Genomic DNA, 23,176 nt, shown 5'->3' on the forward strand with positions numbered 1-23,176 from the left:
AGCATTATGTTAGCCGCTATTCGTAAAAACGGTCTTGTCCTTGCTGTCTTTGCCTGTGCTTCGACAGGTGTGGTTGCATTAACTCACTACATGACCGAAAGTCAGATTAAAGTGCAGGAAAATAAGCAGTTGCTGTCGGTTCTCAACCAGGTAGTGCCCCCGGCATTGCATGACAATGAACTGTCGCAGTCGTGTACACTGGTCAGTGACCCGATGCTCGGTAACAACAAACCGATGCCAGTTTATCTTGGCACTCTCAATGGTGAACCGAGTGCCTTGGCAATTGAATCCATTGCGCCAGACGGCTACAACGGTGCGATCAAGATTATTGTTGGTATCCGTAACGATGGCACCATTACCGGTACTCGCGTGCTGGCACATCAGGAGACACCGGGACTGGGTGATAAAATCGACCTGCGCATCACCAACTGGATTCTCAGCTTTACGGGTAAACAAGTCACGGCGGACAACGAAGATCAGTGGCGAGTACGCAAAGACGGCGGTCAGTTTGACCAGTTCACAGGTGCAACCATTACACCGCGAGCGGTAGTAAAAGCCGTGAAACAGACAGCGCAGTACGTCAATCAACACCGTGAAGCTATCTTTAAGCAACCTTTGAACTGCGGAGGTGAACACAATGAGTGATCACAAAACGCTGATAAAAAATGGGATGTGGAACAACAACCCGGCCCTGGTTCAACTGCTCGGCTTATGTCCGCTACTGGCGGTTTCCTCGACCGTGACTAACGCCCTGGGCCTCGGTATTGCCACGCTGCTGGTGTTAGTGAGTTCCAACGTCACGGTTTCACTGGTACGCGACTACGTGCCAAAAGAAGTGCGCATTCCGGTGTTTGTGATGATTATTGCGGCGCTGGTGACCTGCGTTCAGCTGCTGATGAATGCCTACGCGTATGGACTGTACCTGTCACTGGGTATCTTTATTCCGCTGATCGTCACTAACTGCATCATTATCGGTCGCGCGGAAGCTTACGCGTCAAAAAATGACGTTCTGCCCTCTGCACAAGACGGTTTCTGGATGGGCCTTGGCATGACATCCGTACTGGTCGTGCTCGGTTCTCTGCGCGAAGTGATTGGTAACGGTACCTTGTTTGATGGCGCAGATCTGCTCCTCGGTGACTGGGCGAAAGTGCTTAGAATCGAAGTGTTCCACTTCGACAACAGTTTCTTACTGGCTCTGCTCCCGCCAGGTGCTTTTATTGGCGTCGGCTTTCTGATCGCCGCAAAGAACGTGATCGACAAACAGTTGGCAGCCCGTCAGCCGAAACAAGAAAAACCCGCGATTGAACGGGTTCGCGTGACCAACGTATAAAAATCATCATCAGCCGCAGCATATAAACTGCGGCTGCTGTTTCAAGGAAGCAATGAATCACAATGAATAACAGCAAACGTGTCGAGATTCTGCAGCGATTAAGAGACAACAATCCGAATCCGCAGACCGAACTCAACTGGAACACGCCGTTTGAACTGCTGATTGCGGTGCTGCTTTCGGCGCAGGCGACAGACGTCAGCGTCAACAAAGCCACCGACAAACTGTATGCCGTTGCCAACACGCCTCAAGCGATGTGGGATTTAGGTGTTGATGGCGTCAAGGAATACATTAAAACCATCGGTCTGTTTAACTCAAAAGCCGAAAACGTGATTAAAACCTGCCGCATTCTGCTCGACCAACATCAGGGCGAAGTGCCGGAAAATCGCGAAGCGTTAGAAGCGCTGCCTGGCGTAGGGCGCAAGACGGCCAACGTTGTACTCAATACCGCCTTTGGCTGGCCGACCATTGCGGTCGATACCCATATTTTCCGCGTATCGAACCGCACCAAGTTTGCCGTCGGCAAGAACGTGGATGACGTGGAAGCAAAACTGCTGAAAGTTGTACCGAAAGAGTTCAAACTCGATGTCCATCACTGGTTGATTCTGCATGGCCGCTACACTTGCGTGGCACGCAAGCCTCGCTGCGGCAGCTGCATTATCGAAGACCTGTGCGAATTTAAAGATAAAGTTTACCCGGAAAGCTAGGAGTCCATTATGTCAAACAATCGTATTCTTCATACCATGCTGCGCGTTGGCGATCTTGACCGTTCAATTGAGTTTTACACTCAGGTGATGGGTATGAAACTGCTACGCAAAAACGAAAATGCCGAATACAAATATACGCTGGCATTTTTAGGCTATGGCGATGAATCAGAAGGTGCAGTGATTGAACTGACTTACAACTGGGGCGTTGAGAGCTACGACATGGGTAATGCCTACGGCCACATTGCCATTGGCGCAGACGATATTTACGCTACGTGTGATGCCATCAAAGCGGCGGGCGGTAATGTCACCCGTGAACCGGGCCCAGTGAAAGGCGGCACCACGCATATTGCTTTCGTGAAAGACCCAGATGGCTACATGGTTGAACTGATTCAGAACAAACAGGCCACCGCGGGTCTGGAAGGTTAATCCCCTCTCATACTTGAACAAAACCGCCCAAGTGGCGGTTTTGTTTTATTCCCCTCAATCCTCATGGTTTACATGATAATAATTATTATTTAAATTAAACTTATTCAGGCTCATGAAGGATTGACCGATGACCATCAAAGAGTGGGAAAAACATACTTTACTGGCAGATATCGCCATGCAGCAGGCAGATCATCTGCGCAGCATTCTCCATTACCAGCAGGCGCTGACATTGAGTGACAGACTCGGTGAAGCTGAAGACATTGAGCTGGAAGATCGACTGATGATCTCGGTGATTTCGTGTCACAACATGGCCGGGTTCTGGCGAACGATTGGCGATAACCAGTACGAACTCAAATATCTGGAACTCGCATCAGAGCGGATCCTGACCTTGATTCCCCAGTGTGGTAATCCGAGTTGCGAAGCGTTTGTGGATTCCCTGGGTTGCTGTAAGAAAGCCTTGATTGAATTTATGAAACGCCATCCTAACCCCCAGTTGGCAAAGCTGGTCAAGGACATCGATTCCGCATCAAGCTGCAATTTGATTGCCAAGTTTCGTTTGAATTAGGGCTGACTCTACAGCCCTATTTCGCGATCACACCTGCGTGCGACCAAGCGAGATCACCACGCGGCGGTTCTTGTCTTTGCCGATCGGCGATGCATTGTCGGCAATCGGACGACGTTTGCCATAGCCCTGTACCTGAATGCGATCCGCGGGCAGTCCGAGTGACTCAAAATATTTCTGCAGTGATTCCGCCCTTTTTTCCGACAAGCTTTGGCTCTCATTTTTGCCATCCGTTGCGTCGGTATAGGTGGCCACCAAGACCAAATCGATATCCGAGTTATAGCGAATGTATTCCGCAATTTGAGCCAGACGTTTTTGTGATGCTTTGTTCAGCTCAACACTGTCACCACGGTCGTAATGCAAGATAGTAAATGAGATGTCTTCAAAACTGTATGGCAGCAGGTTGGACACACAGTCGCTGAATGCGTTGTACTTCGGCTGAAACAGTACCGACGACAACGCAACTTCGATGCGTTGATCACGGCTCTGCCAGTCTTGATAGCTGAATGTCGGATAGCGCCCTTTTTCCAGTTCACTTAACAACGCCCAAGCAGTCTGGCCGCCAATGTAACCGTCAAATTGTTTGAAAAACTGAATATTGGTAATGCGATCTGCGCTTTCACCTGGTCGCCAAGCCGGCGGCATAGACACTAAGCTGACATTGCGGGTATCCCCCATCGGCCGACGCATCTTGAGTTCAAAATCGAGATTAATTTTCTTACTGGCGTGCGAGGTAAATACCGCATCGCCGTAATTCGGAATGGGGTGCACCAGTTGGCACTCGAGCGGCGTATTGATCGCCATCTGCCAACTTGACTGTTGCGGCGTTGCCACATAGCGCTTCTCCATTGCCGCAGCGGCAAATGCAGAACAAGCGCCAAAAGCAACGATACTTGTTACAACCCATTTATTCATAAGGACTTACTTCTCTTTACGCGGCCAGCGGCAATGACGAAATCTTGCCGCCGCATTCATTTCTTATCGAATAATGCAAAAACCTCGCCAACCCTTACCCTGCCTATATCTCATTGCACAAAACTTCAGCAACACTGCCCTGTTCAACGGCCTTTTATTGGTTTGAAACCGTAATTTTATGGCCGCTTTTCTCCTTTCAATTCTATGTGGCTGCGAGCGTGACAAAAATAAATGAATCCGCTTGAATATAGCGCAACAAATGGCGAATTTAATTGCGCTTTAATCTACCTATTTGGTTTTTCTCACGGGGAGAATCTGCAATAATGCTGCCCCTATCACATAAGCTAGGGATCACATGACAGACACAAATGAAGCTCTGACTCTGAAAAAGCGCTTTCGCGGCTATTTCCCAGTCGTAATCGATGTAGAAACTGCAGGATTCAACCCACAAACTGATGCGTTGCTGGAAATTTGCGCAGTGACATTAGCGATGGATGAAAACGGCAATTTACACCCTGCTTCGACGATTCACTTTCATGTCGAACCTTTCGAAGGCGCCAATATTGAAAAAGCGGCGCTGGAATTTAACGGTATTTATGATCCCTTTAGTCCGTTACGCGGTGCGGTTACCGAAGACCACGCACTGAAAGAGATTTATAAACAGGTACGCAAAGAGCAGAAAGCTGCCGATTGCAGCCGCGCCATCATCGTTGCTCACAACGCGGCGTTTGACCATGGTTTTGTCATGGCTGCCAGCGAACGTTGTAAACTCAAACGAGTCCCTTTCCATCCTTTTGCTACTTTTGATACGGCAACGCTCAGCGGCCTGGCTTATGGTCAGACTGTTCTGGCCAAAGCCTGCAAAGCGGCCGGGATGGAGTTTGACAATCGTGAAGCCCATTCTGCACTTTACGATACTCAGCAAACCGCGGAGCTGTTCTGCGGCATCGTTAACCAATGGAAAGCACTTGGCGGCTGGCCGTTGGCTGACGACAATGACCTTAATAATAAGTAAGCACAACTGACCGAGAAGTATATGAACCCTGTAGTCATTTCTGTCTGTGTCATGCTGGTTCTGGCCCTAATGCGAGTAAACGTCGTCGTTGCACTGACGTTTAGCGCCATCGTTGGCGGCCTAGTAGCTGGTATGAGTTTAAACGACACCGTTGCCGCATTTGAAAGTGGTTTGGGTGGTGGCGCGACCATCGCTCTGAGCTACGCAATGCTGGGTACTTTTGCCGTGGCCATCTCGAAATCGGGTATCACCGATCTGCTGGCTCAAAGCGTCATTAAGCGCATTCATGGCCGACATAGCATGGCAGCATCGACTGGCATGAAATACGTCGTGATCGTGGCACTGCTGCTGATGGCGATGTCTTCTCAGAACATTATTCCGGTGCACATCGCGTTCATTCCAATTCTGATCCCGCCATTGCTGGGCGTGTTTGCACGTCTGGGCATTGACCGTCGTCTGATTGCTTGTGTACTGACGTTTGGTTTGATCACGCCATACATGGTTCTACCGGTAGGTTTCGGCGGCATTTTTCTTAACAACATTTTGCTGAAAAACCTACATGATAACGGCCTGGAAAACGTTACTGCCAGCCAAGTACCGATGGCAATGCTGCTGCCGGGCCTAGGCATGGTATTCGGTCTGCTGGTTGCGATATTCTTCTCTTACCGTAAACCACGCGTTTACAAAGAGACTGAACTAACGGTCGTGCATCAAGAAACAACGGCTATCAACAAGAAGCATATTCTAGTGGCTGGCGTCGGCATCCTAGCGGCTCTCGCAGTGCAACTGACAACAGGTTCGATGATCATCGGCGCACTGGCTGGCTTCATGGTATTTACTTTTGGTGGCGTAATTGCGTGGAAAGAAACCCACGACGTGTTTACCAAAGGCGTCCACATGATGGCCATGATCGGTTTCATCATGATCTCGGCAGCGGGTTTTGCGGCTGTAATGAAAGAGACTGGTGGCGTGGAAACTTTGGTGTCATCTCTGGCAACCAGTATCGGAGACAACAAACCGCTGGCGGCGCTGCTGATGCTGGTTGTTGGCTTGTTGGTGACCATGGGTATCGGTTCATCATTCTCGACCATTCCAATCATTGCGACCATTTACGTGCCACTGTGTCTGGCATTTGGCTTCTCGCCAATGGCAACCATCGCCCTGGTGGGTACGGCGGCGGCCTTGGGCGATGCGGGCTCTCCTGCCTCAGACTCAACACTTGGTCCAACGTCCGGTCTGAATGCGGATGGTCAACACGAGCATATTTGGGAAACTGTGGTTCCGACCTTTGTTCACTACAACCTGCCGCTGATTGCGTTTGGCTGGTTGGCTGCCATGGTGTTGTAAGCTCTGAGCTGAATCACAGGTACAAAAAAGGCTTCCCGCGGGAAGCCTTTTTATTGGCAAAGTGTATTACGCGCCTTCGTTGTGCAACTCAAGGTTTGCCAGTTCCTGTTGGATTTCACGTTGCGTCTTCGCGTCATCACTGCGCATTGACTCAAGAAAGTCCAGGTATTGCTGGTCAATATCCCCTGTCACGTACTCGCCGTTAAAGACCGAAGTTTCAAACTTAGCGATGTCCTGATTACCAGCACGTACCGCGTCAACCAAATCATCCAGGGTCTGGAAAATCAGCGCATCAGCACCGATCTGCTTACAAATCGCTTCGTTGTCACGACCGTGAGCAATCAGCTCATTAGCACTCGGCATGTCGATACCGTAAACGTTCGGGAAGCGAATCTCTGGCGCTGCAGACACCATGTAGACTTTCTTCGCACCGGCGTCACGCGCCATCTCAATGATTTGCTCAGAAGTAGTGCCGCGTACGATAGAGTCATCCACCAGTAGTACGTTCTTGTCTTTAAACTCAGAACGAATGGTGTTGAGCTTACGACGTACAGATTTCTTACGCTGTTGCTGGCCCGGCATGATAAACGTACGGCCCACATAACGGTTTTTCACGTAGCCCTGACGGTATGGTTTATCCAGCGCCTGAGCGATTTGTAGCGCGATATCACATGAAGTTTCCGGAATCGGAATCACCACGTCGATGTCGAGCTCTGGGAAGTTGGCTTTGATACGGTCGCCCAGTTTTTTGCCCATTTCAACGCGCGCGCTGTAAACCGAAATCTTATCGATGAACGAATCCGGACGAGCAAAGTATACAAATTCAAAAATACATGGGTTGAGAACCGGATTGTCAGCACACTGCTTAGTGAACAGTTCACCTTCAAACGTCGCGTACACCGCTTCACCCGGTGCGACATCACGCATGAAATCAAAACCGACGGCATCGAGCGCTACCGATTCAGACGCGACCATATATTCCGTGCGACCATTCACTTCACGTTTACCCAGACACAGAGGACGGATACCGTGCGGGTCACGGAAAGCAATCATACCGTGGCCAATGATCATCGCAGTCACCGCGTAGGCACCGCGAATCGCACGGTGCACATTAGCAACTGCGCGGAAGACGTCTTCTGCTGTAACGTTGCCTTTCACGGTGTCGATTTCGTGTGCCAATACGTTCAGCAGCACCTCTGAATCCGAAGTGGTGTTGACGTGGCGACGGTCTTTTTCAAACAGTTTCTGGCGAACTTCGTTGGCATTAGTGAGGTTGCCATTGTGAGCGAGGGTGATACCAAATGGCGAGTTGACGTAGAAAGGTTGAGCTTCAGAGGCACTTGAACTGCCTGCGGTTGGGTAACGAACGTGTCCGATACCGACGGAGCCCTGAAGGCGCTGCATGTGTTTCGCTTCAAAGACATCCTTCACTAAACCGTTCGCTTTACGCAGACGAAAACGATTGCTTTCTATGGTACAAATACCAGCGGCATCTTGGCCACGATGCTGCAATACCGTTAACGCGTCATAAATTGACTGGTTTACAGGCGTTGTACCCACGATTCCAACAATACCACACATGTCCTAATCCTCGATTTGCGACAATTGCTGGCGCTTATACAGCGCCAGACAGAAAACTTGATGTTGCTTGTAAGTGTTCAAAGAACGGAGCAATAATGCGGCTAAATTCCGGCACCAGCTGCGAGCCCTTCCACCACTCTGAGCTTGGGAATGCGGTGAACGCATCCATAAAAAATAAGGCCGCTGCAACAATCAGAACTCCGCGTAGTGCGCCAAAAACGACACCCAGAATTCTGTCTGTTCCTGAAAGTCCGGTCTTTTGTACTAACTGCGAAATCACGTAGTTAACGATCGCACCCACAACCAATGTTGCGACAAACAGAGCGGCAATAGCCGATCCGTTGCGAAACATTTCATCCTTAATGTTAGTAAAGTATACCGCCAGCTTGGCGTAGTATTCCGAAGCGATATAAAACGCTCCAAACCAAATCACTAAGGACAGGGCTTCTTTCGCAAAGCCACGAACCAGACTGATCAGTGCAGACAAACCAATCACACTTAAAATGACAATATCTAACCAATTCATGAGTTCTTACATTCTAAGTTGGCGCGCATTTTAACAGAAAAATACGCGACGCAAACGTTTTCTTAAGGGTTTAGTGGTTTAAATTTGAGCAATTGACCTTTCGCGCCGGTAATTTTCTCTAATTCCAGCAACTGTTTTTCCAGCTTACTTTTGGAGACATCCGGACCAATGATCACTCGGGTAAAACCATTTTCTTGTTTGGTATGAGCCTGATAGCCGCGCTTTTGCAAATCATCGACAACGTTTTTCGCATTCTCGGCATTCTTCAGCGCCATAAGCTGAATAATCCACGCACTGTCCTGATAATCATTTTTCTCAGGCACATTACGTACCGCTGTCGCTAAAGGTTTGCTTGGCTGAGTAGCAGGCGTAGACACTGTATTACTGACTGGCGCCGTGTCTACCGCCGTGACCGGTGATTCAGGCAAGGCGACTTGATCTTCCACCGGGTCCAACACTTCAAATTTTTCCACTTCACTCTCAAGCTCAGGCTTGATCGGAATGCTGGCCATTTCTTCTTTGTAGTGCAGTTTTTTACCATCCAGCACATCCGGTAACACAATGACACCGATAGCGACAAGAATGATGGTACCAACCAAACGGCTTTGAAATTTACTCGCCATTGATACTCCCTTGGATTAAGACGGGTTGTTGTTTTGCCAATGCTCCAACACTTCACCCACAGTGTGGAAAGAGCCGGCCACGACTATGACATCGTCTGACTGCGCTTGTGTCAACGCCGCTTCAAATGCCACGACCGGATTGGCGTAACGCGTTTGCGATTCAGCCAGATACTGACACAGCTCATCGGCACTGGCCGCGCGCGGACCGCTCAACGATGCAGGATACCATTGCTTAACCACAGGTTTTAAAATCGCAAGCGTCGACTTCACGTCTTTGTCATGCAGCATGCCGACAACCAGATGCACGCTTTGGCCGGGGAAACGCTGCTCAAGTTGAGATACCAGATATTCAGCTGAATGCGGGTTGTGCGCCACATCCAGTAAAATGGTTGGTGCATCGCTGATTTTTTGCATGCGACCGGCCAAAGTCGCCTTCTTCAGTCCTTCGACAATGTTGACATCACTGATTTCAAGTCCTGAACATCCGAGAGCCATCAATGCGGTCGCTGCGTTTGGCAGCGGCAAGGTTGGCAATGGCAGATCCGTCAGTTCAAATGAGCCGCTACGCCATTCCCAGCGCGTCTCGCTCACTTTGTCATACGTAAATTGGATACCGACCTGATGGAATTCGGCGCCAATGTCATCCGCATGCGCCGCCACGGTTGCTGGCGGTTTAGGCTGACCACAGATGGCGGGTTTACCTGCACGGTAAATCCCAGCTTTCTCATAACCGATGACGTTGATGTCATCCCCCAGCCAATCCACATGGTCGATCGCCAAACTGGTAATCACTGACACATCATGGTCAACCACGTTGGTGGCATCTAAACGACCGCCGAGGCCAACTTCCAGCAGCACCACATCAACGTTCTCTGTTTGGAACAAGCGCAGCGCGGCCAAAGTACCGAATTCAAACAAGCTGAGGGTAATCTCTCCACGTTGCTGCTCAACAAACGCGAATGCCTGAGTGTGCTTTTCATCACACATGTCTTGGCCGTTGATACGCACACGCTCGTTATAGCGAATAAGATGGGGGGAACTGTACACGCCAACCGAATAGCCCGCTTCCAGCAAAATGGCTTCCATCAAGGCGCAAGTTGAGCCTTTGCCGTTAGTGCCGGCAACCGTAATGACGGTAGGAGCTGGTTTGGTAAGATTGGCTTTTTGAGCGACCGCCTGAACACGATCCAGACCGAGGTCGATGGCTGAGGTATGAATATGGGTTAAATAATCAAGCCACACCGAAAGAGGCGATGTGGCTTGAGGAATTGGGTTTTGACTCATCTAACGTAGAACCATTGTTTTGCTTGGTTTAGTTAGAGCCTACTTTACCCTTTTTTGTTCGCTTCTGGTACAGAATATGCGGCTTCATTTGGCGCATCGTTCACAGAAACTACCAGCGGAGACTCCTGACGAGTCATTTTCGCCAGCAGGCCAGCAACGCGTTGACGCATTTCACGACGGTCTACGATCATGTCAATCGCGCCGTGCTCCAGCAAAAACTCACTGCGTTGGAAACCTTGTGGTAATTCTTCACGTACCGTTTGTTCGATAACACGGCGACCTGCGAAGCCGATCAGAGCTTTCGGTTCGCCGATATTGATGTCACCCAGCATCGCCAGACTGGCTGATACACCGCCCATGGTTGGGTCTGTCATCACGGAAACAAACGGCAGGCCTTTTGCGGACAAACGCTCAAGCGCAGCACTGGTTTTCGCCATTTGCATCAGCGACATCAATGCTTCTTGCATACGTGCGCCGCCGCTGGCAGAGAAACAAACCAGACCGCAGTTCGCTTCGATTGCAGCGTCAACCGCACGCACGAAACGCGCGCCGACCACTGACCCCATTGAACCACCCATAAAAGAGAATTCAAATGCACACGCAACCACAGGAATGCTCATCAACTCGCCTTTCATTACAATTAGCGCGTCTTTTTCGCCACTGCTCTTCTGAGCTGCGGCAATACGCTCTTTGTAACGTTTGGAGTCTTTGAATTTCAGTTTATCTTGCGGCTCCAGCTCGTCCGCGATTTCGTAACGGTTTGCTTCGTCCAGAAACGTTTCAAGACGACGACGCGCCTTCATACGCATGTGATGATTACATTTAGGACAAACTTCAAGATTGCGCTCTAGTTCAGCGTAATAAAGCACCTGTTCACAAGATGTACATTTGGTCCAAACCCCTTCTGGGATAGACGCTTTACGTGAACTTCCGATGTTGCTTTTTTCTAAAATCTTTTCAAGCCAGCTCATGCAAGACCTTTTACTCTCTCATCTGCCGCTGTATTGCGACAGATTCTAATTCGACATTAACGCGTGTGGATTAAAGCATAGAAAATGCCAACTGTGGACAAAAAACTGGTTGTACCTATTTCTTGTACGGGCATCCCACGCACAATATTGTTCATATTTGAACCAATTACTGCCAATTAGTTCAAATTCTCAGGTAAGAATAGCGGACCAAGCGGCGCTTTGGGTAAATCAAACACCTCAGGATAGTCCACATCGACCAGATATAAGCCTTCTGCCTTGGCTGTCGCCCCCGCGAGCCTGCGGTCTTTGGCTTCCAGCAGCCACTGAATCCACTCGGGCTCCTGCTCACCACGACCAACGGCAATCAAACTGCCGGTAATATTACGCACCATATGGTGGACAAACGCATTCGCTTTAATATCAATCACTATGTAGCGTTCGTGGCGAGTTACATTTAAGTGCATTATGTTACGCCAAGGACTGCGTGACTGACAATGCACGGCTCTAAATGACGTGAAGTCATTCTCACCCAGCAAGAATTGTCCTGCACGATGCATGCGTTCAACATCCAATTCACCGTGATAATGGCTAACACCGGAAGACATAATGCCTGGTCGGAACATATGATTGTAGATCACATAGCGATAACGACGCGCCGTCGCGCTGAATCGGGCATGAAATTCGTCCGGGACTTCTTTGGCCCAACGCACTGCAATGTTTTTCGGCAAATTAGCGTTGGCCCCCATCGACCAGGCCACCATTTTACGCGTCGCAGTCGTATCAAAATGAACCACCTGACCCGTACCATGTACTCCGGCGTCAGTTCTGCCTGCACACTGTACTTCGACAGGATGATTAGCGATGACCGTCAGTGCCTTTTCCAGCTCTTCCTGGACGCTTTTTACTTCGCGTTGGCGCTGCCAGCCATAGTATTGAGTTCCATCGTACTCGATACCCAAAGCGATTCTCATGTTCTCTTCTCTCAAGCAAACTAGGGCGTTGAAAATGGGGCGGGCAGTATAAACCCTATCGCGTAGAATTTCTAATAGGCAAAAAAAGAGGTAACCCAGTTACCTCTTTTCATTTAATGTTGATAGCCTATGCTCGACCGTTAATGACATCAATCAAACGTTTAGCTTGCTGACGAATATCGTCACTGCCGTCCACGATGGCCTCTTCCAGCAGTTTAACGGCACCTTTTTCATCGTTCATTTCCATGTAGATTTTGGCCAGATCCAGCTTGCCTGCAGCCTCTGAATTGCTATCCACATCAACATCCGAAATTTCACCAATCACATCCGGGAACTCATTCAAACCAACGTCCAGCTTGAGTTCCTCATCATCTGGATTAAAAGCAGTATCTTCGCGTTCAACCTGAGCCATCAGTTCATCAATAGTCATGAAATGCTTCTCTTGCGGGTCGAAGTCGGCGAGATCTTCCTGCGTTGCCCAGTTTTCTGTTGCCACTTCCGGCTGCTGGTTTTGAATATCTGATTGCCAGACAGCACGTTCTTCTTCTGGTACTTCATCCGGAATGGTGGCTTGCTGATCGGGGGTCAGACTAAATCCATTCCAGTCTTCGCCGCCCATTTGCAACATCGCATCAATGTCCATGCCAGCACTGTCGATAGTTTGTGCATCAATTGGCTGATCGAATGAGAAGCCTTCATTCTCTTCATTTTCATCAAGCAGTGAATTGAGTGAACGCTCATCAAACTCCTGATGCGCCATCGCCTCAAAGTCAATTCCAGCCTCTGCTTCAGGCGAACGCTCAGGATCAATATCAGAAGAAGCGATTGAATCTGCCAGTGCATCTTCTTCGCTGTATTCCGGTAACTCTAAGTCATCGAATTCAAACTCATCTTCTGCCTGAGCATCAGCCAATTCTGCGGCGAGATCTTGTTCTTTAACTTCAGGCTCACCCGATAACTCCGGCTGCGCCATCGCATCTGCCAGCGCATCTTCTTCGCTGTATTCCGGTAACTCTAGGTCGTCGAATTCAAGCTCATCGCCTGCCTGAGCGTCAGCAAAGTCAGCAGTAAGGCCTTCTTCTTTAACTTCAGGCTCACCCGATAACTCCCGCTGCGCTATCGCATCCGCCAGCGCATCTTCTTCGCTGTATTCCGGTAGCTCTAGGTCGTCGAATTCAAACTCATCTTCTGCCTGAACATCGGCCAATTCTGCGGCGAGATCTTGTTCTTTAACTTTAGGCTCGCCCGACAACTCCGGCTGCGCTATCGCATCCGCCAGCGCATCTTCTTCGCTGTATTCCGGTAGATCCAAGTCGTCGAATTCAAACTCATCTTCTGCCTGAGCACCGGCAAATTCGGCCGCGAGATTTTCTTCTTTAACCTCTGCTTCGGGCTCACCCGACAACTCCGGCTGTGCTATCGCATCTGCCAGCGCATCTTCTTCGCTGTATTCCGGTAGCTCTAGGTCGTCGAATTCAAACTCATCTTCTGCCTGAGCGTCAGCAAAGTCTGCGGCAAGGCCTTCTTCTTTAACTTCAGGCTCACCCGATAACTCCGGCTGCGTAATCGCGTCGGCCAGCGCATCTTCTTCGCTGTATTCCGGTAGCTCCAAGTCGTCGAATTCATACTCATCTTCTGCCTGAACATCGGCAAATTCGGCCGCGAGATTTTCTTCTTTAACCTCTGCTTCGGGCTCACCCGACAACTCCGGCTGCGTAATCGCGTCGGCCAGCGCATCTTCTTCGCTGTATTCCGGTAGCTCCAAGTCGTCGAATTCAAACTCATCTTCTGCCTGAACATCGGCCAATTCTGCGGCGAGATTTTCTTCTTTAACCTCTGCTTCGGGCTCACCCGACAACTCCGGCTGCGCCATCGCTTCCGCCAGCGCATCTTCTTCGCTGTCTTCCGCTAGCGCTAATTCATCGAAATCAAACGATTCATCATCCAATTCTGCCGCGAAAAAATCGCACTCAACATCGTTGTCATCTGATGCCGAAGTGGTCTCTGAGACATTGTCGCGAACACTCTCAACGATCTCGGTGTTTTCTGCTCCATCTAGTTCTGCCATGAAGTCGGCCGAAGATAGCGGTTGGCTATCCTCCACTATTTCACTGGTTGATTCTGACTCTTCATCCAACAGCCAGTCATCATCTTGTGGGACACCAAACTCGTTCGCGATAGGTTCGGGCACAGTCACTGCTGTTGGCGTTTTTTCTGGCTGCATCTCTGCCCCAGAATCAGTACCTTCAATTTCAGGATTGAAATCGAAGGCCTCATCTTCAAACGCTGATTCCTCGTCATCATCGAGATTGAACTCTTCGAGCAACGGATCATGTTCTGGAACAGAACTCAGCAAATCATCTTTGAAGTTGTCACTGTTAAACTCTGCAGTTGGTTCCTGAGCCAGCTGTTCAATTTCCAACAACTCTTCAAAAAACTCCGTACCGTCATCTAAAACAGGCTCTTCGACCGATTCAGAAGCCACATTTTCAGTTTTAACTGGTTGCTCTTCTTTCTCCACCCATTCATCGAGCAGGGTTGGGCTGTTGTGGTCAAACTCCTCGCTTGGTTCCGGCGCAGACTCATCCAGCAATTCGTTCAATAATTTGTCGCTGGCAACATCAAAGTCTTCATCCAGCTCGAGTGTGTCCAAGCCGTCTTCGTCAGCGATGAGTTCATCAAGCAGATCCGTGCTGTCACTATCGAGAGTAACATCTTCATCAATTAGCTCGTCCAGCAACGCCGTCTCTTCAAAGTTATCGGCTTCAGCTTCCAGCGTATCCAAATCTGCTTGCGATTCGATGCTGTTAAACAGGCTCTCCAGATCCTCATCCGAGGTCATTTTCACATCGGTCTGAGTGAGCTCACGTTCAATCGGATCAGACATCAGCTCGTCAAGGTTGTCATCCAGCAACGTATCAAAATCGAGGTCGTCGGCAGTGTCGTCTTCTTGATCGAATCCACTCAGCAGCTCATCCAACATCGATTGATCAATCGCATCTGACTCCAGATCTTCCACTTCACCATCATTTGCGAGCAGAGATTCGATTTCAGCCTGCGACATGTCACCGTCATCAGACAGATCAAAGGCCGCTTCATCATCGTCATCATTCGCATTGTGCGTCGCTTCATCCAGCGCACGCTCCATCTCTTCCAGACCGAGCGCTTTCTCTTCGCTGTTGACGCTGATACCGCTGTTGCTGCCAAACTCAGTATCCAGATCGCCATCATCGTCAATACCAGCGAATGGGTCTTGTCCATCCTCGCCTTCGAGATTGAAATCAAGATCACTCTCATCCAGGTCTGCGAAGATATCGTCTTCATCTTTACTGTCGACTTCGTCACTGAACAGTTTTTCACTGTCGTCAGTATCACCAAACAAATCATCGTCAAGCAGCAGTTCATCATCCAAACCATCAATTTCGGGTTCACCGACAGTGACAGGTGCAATAGCAGCTTCCGGAGTTGCAGTTTGAGCAGGTTGCAGCGTAGGTTCCGTTGATGAAGACTTCGAGCGACGACTCAGCAACATCAGCACCAGTAAACCAATTAACAAACCCGGGATCAGCGCTAACAAGCCAACCATCCAACCATTGGACAACAGTTGGTCGAGCGCAGATGGCGCGAGTTTTTGTGCTTCATCGCGCTTGACGCGCTCTTCCTGCAGCAATTTCTCGACTTCAGAACGGATGCGGTTCTCATCGCCGAGTTCCTGTTTCAGGTTGTCGACTTCAGATTGCATCTGCGCCACCATCAGGCGCAGTTTGTGATTTTTCTCTTCCAGAGCAACCAACTCGGTATCTGAAGCTGCAATCTGTTTTTCTACCTTCTCGACTTCAGGCTTCACTGTATCAACCATTGCAGGCACAGTGACGGTTTCAGCAACCTTGGCTGTGGCCTGCTGAGTTTTCGCTTCCACTACAGGTTGAGGCTTTGCGATTGGAGCAGGTTGAATCGCGGGCTTAACGTCTCCCTGATTGAGGCGCGCTTGATGCGCTGCCATAATATTGATCGCCTCTTGCGTTGTCGCACTACTCACTTGAGCCAGAGAAGGCACTCGGAGTGTGCTGCCCGGGATCAGGCTATGAATATTTTGATTTTCAAACGCTTGAGGGTTGAGACGATAGATAGCCAGCAATGTTTGCTGAACCGTTACCGCCGCAGAAGGCTTTAGACGAGTGGCAATCGACCATAAGGTGTCTTGCTCGGTTGTCGGACCAAAAAATGTTGAAGGCTCGCTATTTGCAGAGGATGCAGCGTTACGCACAATCTCACTGCTGAATTGCGGAGAAGATTGTACCTCACCGCTCGGGCCGATAAGGCGAATGCCTTCTGCACTTACGATAGAAGTCTGAGTGACGGCAGCCACTGCCAAAGGCAACAGCAATCGCTGGAAAAATTGACGCATAAAAGGCTCAGCTGAATGCTTTAACTAAAGGAATACAATGATCTGTTAAATATATCGGATCAGCTAGGCAAAACTATAGGCTGTAAGGCAAAAAATGTGTCTCGACCACAATAATCGCAGGAATCTCACACAAATTTTGTGCTCGGGGCAGGTCTCCGCTCACGTGTGAGGTGATTATTGATAAAAATAAAGCCAGCGTTGTGCTGGCTTTATTTCAATGATCACAGTGCAAAACGCTTACTCAGCGTCGATTTTAGCCCAAGTATCGCGCAGGCCAACGGTGCGGTTAAATACCAACGCATCTGCTTTAGAATCTTTGGCATCGGCACAGAAGTAACCCATACGTTCAAACTGATAACCGAACTCAGCTTCAGCAGAAATAAGACTTGGTTCAATGAAACCGTTCAGTTTCACCAGTGATTCTGGGTTGATTGTCGCGGCAAAGTTATCTGCTGCGCCCGGGTTTGGCACGGTGAACAGACGGTCATAAAGACGGAATTCCGCAGGTACGCCTTTATCTGCTGAAACCCAGTGAATAACACCTTTTACCTTACGGCCATCTGCAGGATTTTTACCCAGAGTATCTGCATCGTAGGTACAATAGATGGTCGTGATGTTACCTTGCTCGTCTTTCTCAACGCGCTCAGCTTTGATCACGTATGCACCACGCAGGCGAACTTCTTTACCCAGAACCAGACGTTTGTATTTTTTGTTGCCTTCTTCACGGAAGTCTTCACGTTCAATCCATACTTCACGAGTAAACGGTACTTCACGCTCACCCATTTCTGGTTTGTTCGGGTGGTTTGCAATATGCAGCATTTCAACAGAGTCTGCAGCAAAGTTCTCAATCACAATCTTAACTGGATCCAGAACCGCCATCGCGCGCGGGGCGTTTTCGTTCAGATCGTCGCGAATGCACGATTCCAGCACACCGAATTCAATCAGGTTGTCCTGCTTGGTCACGCCGATACGTTTACAAAACTCACGGATAGAGGCTGGAGTGAAACCGCGACGACGCAGACCTGAAATGGTTGGCATGCGTGGGTCGTCCCAGCCTTCCACCAATTTTTCAGTCACCAGTTGGTTCAGCTTACGCTTAGACATAACCGTATATTCGAGATTCAGGCGGCTGAATTCGTACTGACGTGGGTGGCAATCAATCGTAATGTTGTCCAGAACCCAATCGTACAGACGGCGGTTGTCTTGGAACTCAAGTGTACACAGTGAATGTGTAATGCCTTCCAACGCATCAGAGATACAGTGAGTAAAGTCATACATCGGGTAGATGCACCACTTGTCACCTGTCTGGTGGTGTTCCGCAAAGCGAACACGATACAACACAGGATCACGCAGCACGATGAATGAAGACGCCATATCAATTTTCGCACGCAGACACGCTTGGCCTTCAGCGAAACCACCATCACGCATTTTTTCAAACAGCGCGAGGTTTTCTTCCACACTACGATCACGATATGGGCTGTGTTTACCTGGCTCTGTTAATGTGCCACGGTATTCACGGATCTGCTCAGGACTTAGCTCTTCAACGTACGCTAAACCTTTTTGGATCAGTTCCACCGCATATTCATAAAGCTTGTCGAAGTAATCCGATGAATAACAAACATCGCCAGACCATTCAAAGCCTAACCAGTTCACATCTTTCTTAATCGACTCAACGTATTCGAGATCTTCTTTTTCTGGGTTTGTGTCGTCAAAACGTAAATTACACTGACCCTGATAGTCCTGAGCAATACCAAAGTTCAAACAGATCGACTTCGCGTGTCCGATATGCAGATAACCGTTTGGTTCTGGCGGGAAACGAGTATGCACGCTAGTGTGTTTACCATCCGCTAAATCTTTATCAATGATTTGGCGAATGAAGTTCGATGGACGAGCCTCAGCTTCACTCATCTATAGCACCTCAAAGTTTATTTAGTATTGTCAGAAAAATTTTTCTGCATTTAAAAGCTTCAAAAGCCCGGCAGAGCAGAAATTATTGCCGCTAATGATCCACAATTCTGAACGAATTCACAATAAAAACTGCCGTTTTCTTATGATTATTTCTGGAGTCCGGCGGTTATATCGCCAATCAAATCAAACGAAAAAGCCTTCGCACGAGGCGAAGGCTTCAATTATGGCTAGAGTCTGAAAAGGCTTATGCCTGTTTTGCGTCAGTTAAGTGCTCTTCTGGTTGAATCGCTTTCATCTGACCAGCAACGATTTCAGCCAGTGGACCAAGAATAACTTGGAGGTTGTTAGAACCCAGTTTCACCACGCCCATTGCGCCCAGAGCCTTCAGCTCTTTCTCGTCGATGATAGACATATCTTTGACTGTCAGACGCAGACGAGTGATACACGCATCAATGTTAGATAGGTTTTCGTGACCACCCAGAACTTTCAGGTACTGTTTCGCCAGTTCTGAAGTCTCTGTTGAACCTTTAGAAACTGCAACAGTTTCATCTTCATCTTCACGACCTGGAGTTTTCAGACCGAATTTCACGATAACGGTGCGGAATACCACGTAGTAAAGGGTGAAGAATACCAAGCCTTGAACAATCAGCATGTACCAGTTCACAGCCAGTGGGTTACGAGAAGAGAGAACCATATCCACCAGACCCGCAGAGAAGCCGAAGCCTGCAATCCAGTGCATTGATGCCGCGATAAACACTGAGATACCAGTTAGCAGCGCGTGCAGTACGTACAGCAGTGGAGCCAGAAACATGAACGAGAATTCTAGAGGCTCAGTTACACCAGTGAAGAATGAGGCAAATGCTGCGGCGATCATGATACCTGCGACTTTCTCTTTGTTCTTCGCTGTAGAGGTGTGGTAAATCGCCAGCGCAGCGCCAGGCAGACCAAACATCATGATAGGGAAGAAACCAGCTTGGTACATACCCGTTACACCAGGGACAGCCGTGCCTTCAGCAATAGATTTCGCGCCGCCTAGGAAGTTAGGGATATCATTAATACCAGCAACGTCAAACCAGAATACTGAGTTCAAAGCGTGGTGTAGACCTACAGGGATAAGTAAGCGGTTGAAGAAAGCGTAAATACCTGCGCCCGTCGCACCCATGCCTTGGATTGATTCACCGAAATGCACCAGACCGCCGTAAATTGCTGGCCAGATGTACATCAAAACAAAAGACAGGACGATACCAACAAAGGAGGTCAAAATTGGGACCAAACGTTTACCAGAGAAGAACGCCAGAGCTTTGTGCAGTTCTACTGAAGAGTAACGGTTGTAGATTTCAGCTGAGATGATACCCACGAGGATACCCACAAACTGGTTTTGAATTTTGCTAAACGCTGCTGGCACTGTCGCAGGGTCAATGCCCTGAATTTGAGCAACTGCACCTGGCGAAAGCAGAGTGGTTACAACGTACATACAAACCAGACCAGCCAGAGCTGCTGCACCGTCTTTGTCTTTCGACATACCGTACGCAACACCTACCGCAAACAGCCATGACATGTTGTCGATGATCGCAGCACCAGCTTTGATTAGGAACCCTGCTAGTGCGGAGTTTGCACCCCAACCGTTCGGGTCAATCCAGTAGCCGACACCCATAAGAATGGCCGCGGCTGGTAAAGTAGCAACAGGCACCATCAGGGCCTTACCTACTTTTTGAAAATATCCAAGAATATTCACCTTAAGTTCCCCCTATAGGATTTTGGTATATTTGGACCGGGCGACTTATTTTAGTCGCTCAATTTAGTCATAGTCAGTGTATGACATTAATTTTGCTCCGCAAATTAAAACCTTATCAATTGTGATCATAATCACCAGAAATGGTCAAAATTCGACTATTTTGCTAGCGAGATCATAAAACTTATTTTACAATATAAAAAAACATAAAAATAACGATACTATCTCGTGGTTTGTTACGCTAACGACGAGGATATTAGGCTATACTTAGCGGCAACACTGAGTGTGACCACGACTTACAAAGTCCTTGAGTAGTAACGCTGTTTAGTACTTATTTTTAGCCACGATATTTGTGGCCGTTTGCCCCAAAGATAATTCGCGACCTAATTGAAGTCAGCAAAGAAAGTTTTGCCCTGCACGCCTTCGCTGACCTGATGTCGCCAAATAAATTGATAAAATCTCGATAGATAAGGATTAGCTGATATGTACGCGCTAACTAACTGCAAAATCTACACAGGTAACGACGTGTTGACCGAACATGCTGTCATTGTGGATGGCGACTTAATTCAAGCCGTATGTCCCATCGAGCAACTGCCTGAAAATCTCAAAACCGTTGATCTTAATGGCGCAAACGTGAGCCCAGGCTTTATCGATGTCCAGTTGAATGGCTGTGGCGGTGTTATGTTCAACGATGAAATAACAGCTGAAACCATCCACATCATGCACGAGGCCAACTTAAAGTCTGGTTGTACTAGCTTTTTGCCTACGTTGATTACTTCGTCTGATGAAAACATGCGACAAGCTGTCGCTGCCCAGCGTGAATATCAGCAAAAGTACCAGAATCATTCTCTGGGTTTGCACTTGGAAGGTCCTTATCTGAATGTCATGAAGAAAGGCATTCACTGCGTCGACTTTATCCGCACCTCTGATGATGCCATGATCGACTTCATCTGTGACAACAGCGACGTGGTAACTAAAGTCACGTTGGCACCAGAAAACAATAAAGCGGAGCACATTGAGAAGCTCGCTAAAGCTGGTATTGTCGTTTCCATCGGTCACACCAACGCCACTTATGCAGAAGCCCGTCAAGGCTTCGAAGCTGGTATTACATTTGCCACTCACCTGTTCAATGCAATGACCCCGATGGCCGGTCGTGAACCGGGAGTTGTTGGTGCCATTTACGATACTCCGGATGTTTACACTGGCGTCATCGCAGACGGTTTCCATGTTGATTACGCCAACATTCGAATTGCGCACAAAATTAAGGGCGAAAAGCTCGTATTAGTGACCGATGCCACAGCTCCTGCAGGCGCTGAAATGGATTACTTTATTTTTGTCGGTAAGAAAGTATATTACCGAGATGGCAAGTGTGTTGATGAAAATGGCACGCTTGGCGGCTCAGCCCTTACCATGATTGAAGCAGTTCAAAACACGGTTGAGCATGTCGGCATCGCTTTAGATGAAGCTCTACGGATGGCTACTTTGTATCCAGCAAAAGCAATTGGGGTTGCTCATAAACTGGGTCGTGTCAAAAAAGGCATGATCGCCAACCTCACGGTTTTTGACCGTAACTTCAACGTGAAAGCGACTGTGGTTAACGGACAATACGAGCAAAAGTAATAATGAATGGCGGACAAATAGGTAACGTAGATCTAGTTAAGCAGCTAAATAGCGCTGCGGTTTATCGATTAATTGACCAACAGGGGCCAATTTCTCGAATCCAGGTTGCCGATGTAAGTCAGCTCGCTCCGGCCAGTGTGACTAAAATTACCCGCCAACTTCTTGAACGCGGCCTCATCAAAGAGGTCGCCCAACAAGCTTCCACAGGGGGCCGCAGAGCCATCTCTCTGACCACGGAAGTTGAACCTTTTCATTCGGTCGCTGTGCGTCTTGGCCGCGATTACATTCAACTCAGCCTTTTCAATCTTGGTGGAAAAGAGCTGGCGTTTGCTTCCTATGAGTTTCACTACACTAACCAGCCTCAGCTTATCGAAGGCCTGGTTAGTCACCTCAAAGATTTCATTGCCCAGCAAAGCCAGCTTATCGACCAGTTGATTGCTATTGGTATCGCATTGCCTGGTCTGGTCAACCCTGAAACTGGTGTTGTGGAATACATTCCAAACGTCGATGTGGACGCACTGGCATTAGGCGACATTATTCGTGAACAATTTCATGTTGAATGTTTTGTCGGCAACGACGTACGTGGAATGGCGTTAGCCGAGCATTATTTTGGTGCCAGCCAAGATTGTCAGGACTCGATTCTGGTCAGCGTCCATCGCGGTACTGGCGCAGGGATTATTGTGAACGGCCAGGTGTTTCTTGGGTCCAATCGCAACGTTGGGGAGATTGGTCACATTCAGATCGATCCACTTGGTGAACAGTGTCAGTGTGGTAATTTTGGCTGCCTTGAGACCGTGGCAACCAACCCAGCTATCGTTTCACGCGTAAAGAAACTCATCGCTCAAGGTTACGAATCGAGCTTATCCGAACTGAAAGCCATCACTATTGAAGATATTTGTCAGCATGCTAATGACGGCGATGAGTTGGCCAAGCAAGCTTTAGTTCGTGTCGGCAACCAACTGGGTAAAGCAATTGCGATTACAATTAACCTGTTCAACCCTCAGAAAATTGTCATTGCCGGCCAGATTACCGATTCTCCGGACATCATCTTTCCGGCCATTTTGCGCAATGTGGAAAATCAGTCGCTGAAAACATTCCATCGCCATTTGCCGATCGTAACATCGCAAATCGACAAGCAGCCAACCATCAGCGCGTTTGCAATGATAAAACGCGCCATGCTGAATGGAGTCCTGTTACAAAAATTGCTTGAAGATTAATCAGGCGATTGTTCTATAATATTGGGCCGTATCTCT

The 23,176-nt window shown here is 48.7% G+C and carries 19 protein-coding genes; 9 read left to right on the forward strand and 10 right to left on the reverse strand.

Features of this window, described 5'->3' with window-relative positions; translation table 11 throughout:
- Positions 1-6 precede the first annotated feature (6 nt).
- The 5 genes from rsxG (at position 7) to JIG40_RS15695 (ending at position 3,025) form a co-directional block, all read left to right on the forward strand.
- On the forward strand, positions 7-645 hold the full coding sequence (gene rsxG, locus JIG40_RS15675; protein WP_020327946.1) for an electron transport complex subunit RsxG: 639 nt from the start codon (positions 7-9) through the stop codon (positions 643-645).
- Positions 638-1,330, forward strand: coding sequence for an electron transport complex subunit E (locus tag JIG40_RS15680; RefSeq protein ID WP_020431771.1), 693 nt, complete (start codon positions 638-640; stop codon positions 1,328-1,330). The genes rsxG and JIG40_RS15680 overlap by 8 nt, the downstream gene beginning before the upstream one ends.
- Before the next feature lie 62 nt (positions 1,331-1,392).
- Positions 1,393-2,034 (forward strand): endonuclease III, encoded by a 642-nt coding sequence (gene nth / locus JIG40_RS15685; protein ID WP_024373957.1) that lies wholly within the window; start codon positions 1,393-1,395, stop codon positions 2,032-2,034.
- A 9-nt stretch (positions 2,035-2,043) separates the two neighbouring features.
- Positions 2,044-2,460, forward strand: a complete 417-nt coding sequence (gloA, locus tag JIG40_RS15690) for a lactoylglutathione lyase (protein WP_024373956.1) — start codon at positions 2,044-2,046, stop codon at positions 2,458-2,460.
- Positions 2,461-2,587: 127 nt separating this feature from the next.
- Entirely contained in the window at positions 2,588-3,025 is a 438-nt protein-coding gene (locus JIG40_RS15695) for a DUF2753 domain-containing protein (RefSeq protein ID WP_020327948.1), read from the forward strand.
- Between the two features lie 27 nt (positions 3,026-3,052).
- Here JIG40_RS15695 and JIG40_RS15700 read toward each other — a convergent pair whose 3' ends face one another.
- Positions 3,053-3,937: an OmpA family protein gene (locus JIG40_RS15700; protein WP_024373955.1), complete on the reverse strand. Its 885-nt coding sequence runs from the start codon at positions 3,935-3,937 to the stop codon at positions 3,053-3,055.
- A 355-nt stretch (positions 3,938-4,292) separates the two neighbouring features.
- Between JIG40_RS15700 and rnt the strand changes: the two genes are divergently transcribed.
- Positions 4,293-4,952, forward strand: a complete 660-nt coding sequence (gene rnt / locus JIG40_RS15705; protein WP_020327950.1) for a ribonuclease T — start codon at positions 4,293-4,295, stop codon at positions 4,950-4,952.
- 21 nt (positions 4,953-4,973) lie between these two features.
- Positions 4,974-6,299: a Na+/H+ antiporter family protein gene (locus JIG40_RS15710; protein ID WP_061056737.1), complete on the forward strand. Its 1,326-nt coding sequence runs from the start codon at positions 4,974-4,976 to the stop codon at positions 6,297-6,299.
- Positions 6,300-6,365: 66 nt separating this feature from the next.
- On the opposite strand, the gene purF is transcribed toward JIG40_RS15710, so the two are convergent.
- The 9 genes from purF to nagE form a co-directional block, all read right to left on the reverse strand.
- On the reverse strand, positions 6,366-7,880 hold the full coding sequence (purF, locus tag JIG40_RS15715) for an amidophosphoribosyltransferase (RefSeq protein ID WP_020327952.1): 1,515 nt from the start codon (positions 7,878-7,880) through the stop codon (positions 6,366-6,368).
- Positions 7,881-7,914: 34 nt separating this feature from the next.
- On the reverse strand, positions 7,915-8,406 hold the full coding sequence (locus JIG40_RS15720) for a CvpA family protein (RefSeq protein ID WP_020327953.1): 492 nt from the start codon (positions 8,404-8,406) through the stop codon (positions 7,915-7,917).
- Positions 8,407-8,468: 62 nt separating this feature from the next.
- Positions 8,469-9,029, reverse strand: coding sequence for an SPOR domain-containing protein (locus tag JIG40_RS15725; protein ID WP_020431781.1), 561 nt, complete (start codon positions 9,027-9,029; stop codon positions 8,469-8,471).
- A 15-nt stretch (positions 9,030-9,044) separates the two neighbouring features.
- The gene (gene folC, locus JIG40_RS15730) at positions 9,045-10,313 is read right to left on the reverse strand and encodes a bifunctional tetrahydrofolate synthase/dihydrofolate synthase (protein WP_061056738.1); all 1,269 of its coding nucleotides are present in this window, start codon (positions 10,311-10,313) and stop codon (positions 9,045-9,047) included.
- Between the two features lie 44 nt (positions 10,314-10,357).
- Positions 10,358-11,284 carry an acetyl-CoA carboxylase, carboxyltransferase subunit beta gene (gene accD, locus JIG40_RS15735; RefSeq protein ID WP_020327956.1) on the reverse strand — a complete coding sequence of 309 codons (927 nt, stop codon included), beginning with the start codon at positions 11,282-11,284 and terminating at the stop codon, positions 10,358-10,360.
- A gap of 176 nt (positions 11,285-11,460) precedes the next feature.
- The gene (gene truA / locus JIG40_RS15740) at positions 11,461-12,255 is read right to left on the reverse strand and encodes a tRNA pseudouridine(38-40) synthase TruA (RefSeq protein ID WP_020431785.1); all 795 of its coding nucleotides are present in this window, start codon (positions 12,253-12,255) and stop codon (positions 11,461-11,463) included.
- A 127-nt stretch (positions 12,256-12,382) separates the two neighbouring features.
- Positions 12,383-16,441, reverse strand: coding sequence for a FimV/HubP family polar landmark protein (locus JIG40_RS15745; protein ID WP_348541341.1), 4,059 nt, complete (start codon positions 16,439-16,441; stop codon positions 12,383-12,385).
- Positions 16,442-16,900: 459 nt separating this feature from the next.
- Positions 16,901-18,571 (reverse strand): glutamine--tRNA ligase, encoded by a 1,671-nt coding sequence (glnS, locus tag JIG40_RS15750; RefSeq protein WP_047459147.1) that lies wholly within the window; start codon positions 18,569-18,571, stop codon positions 16,901-16,903.
- 244 nt (positions 18,572-18,815) lie between these two features.
- Positions 18,816-20,306, reverse strand: coding sequence for an N-acetylglucosamine-specific PTS transporter subunit IIBC (gene nagE / locus JIG40_RS15755; protein ID WP_020327960.1), 1,491 nt, complete (start codon positions 20,304-20,306; stop codon positions 18,816-18,818).
- 480 nt (positions 20,307-20,786) lie between these two features.
- Between nagE and nagA the strand changes: the two genes are divergently transcribed.
- Together nagA and JIG40_RS15765 are read left to right on the forward strand one after the other, a co-directional pair.
- A complete protein-coding gene (gene nagA, locus JIG40_RS15760; protein ID WP_158142301.1) occupies positions 20,787-21,923 on the forward strand; it encodes an N-acetylglucosamine-6-phosphate deacetylase in 1,137 nt (378 codons plus the stop codon).
- Between the two features lie 2 nt (positions 21,924-21,925).
- Positions 21,926-23,140, forward strand: coding sequence for an ROK family protein (locus JIG40_RS15765; protein ID WP_020327962.1), 1,215 nt, complete (start codon positions 21,926-21,928; stop codon positions 23,138-23,140).
- Positions 23,141-23,176 lie beyond the last annotated feature (36 nt).

Origin of the sequence: Vibrio sp. bablab_jr001, assembly GCF_016464285.1 — a bacterium.
In the GTDB taxonomy this organism is placed as follows: domain Bacteria; phylum Pseudomonadota; class Gammaproteobacteria; order Enterobacterales; family Vibrionaceae; genus Vibrio; species Vibrio fluvialis.